This is a genomic window from Bartonella sp. AP19HLJMH (genome assembly GCF_042196245.1).
Taxonomy (GTDB): Bacteria; Pseudomonadota; Alphaproteobacteria; order Rhizobiales; family Rhizobiaceae; genus Bartonella.
On sequence record NZ_JBHIPX010000090.1, the window covers coordinates 1 to 710 of the forward strand.

Here is a 710-nt window from a genome sequence, read left to right on the forward strand (position 1 = left end):
GGCGCCCCCGCCGCGCCCGCGCGTGTCATTTACGCAGCATCACTTTCATATTCGCTGTTATCATCATCGTCATAATACCCTTCAAAATCAGCATAATACTCATGACGATAATAATCATCTTCGCTACCAAACTCAGGATATGCATCATCACAGATATCTTCATTAGCTGTTAAAGAGGCATTGCTATGAATATATGAAGAACCAGAGATAAGAGCATCACAAATAACGGCATCATCAAAAACACGTGATTCATCACAAATGTAAGCAGAGCCACTTATTTTTGCATTGCCTCCGACATGAGCATCATCACAAATGACAGCATTATCGGAAATATGAGCATGATCAGTGACACGGGCGTTATCATAAATTTGTGCATTGCCTTCAATTACAACGGCGTTGTTAGCATGCGCATTACCAGACAGCTTTGCATTGTCCTTTAATGTCATACCTTCAAAAATAGCATTCCCATAAATTTGCGCATTACCATAGACATCAACAAAAAAGCTTTTTACTTTAGCATTTCCAAAGACGCGTGCATTTTGAAAGACCCGAGCTTTATTATACACCCAGCAATTACCTTCATGAGAGAGATTATCTTCACTTTCAATATAGCCACCGAGGTCACCTTTTTTGACATCATCAAAATCTCTTAAGGCTCTAATTCGAGTTAAGAAATGACCATCGATATATTCACAATCATCAATAAATTC

Annotated in this window: 1 protein-coding gene; it reads right to left on the reverse strand. The window is 39.0% G+C overall.

The genetic code is table 11. The features are described 5' to 3' along the window. Positions 1 to 29: 29 nt before the first annotated feature. The coding region (locus tag ACFINR_RS09535; protein WP_375654249.1) for a hypothetical protein at positions 30 to 710 on the reverse strand (681 nt) is incomplete at its 5' end.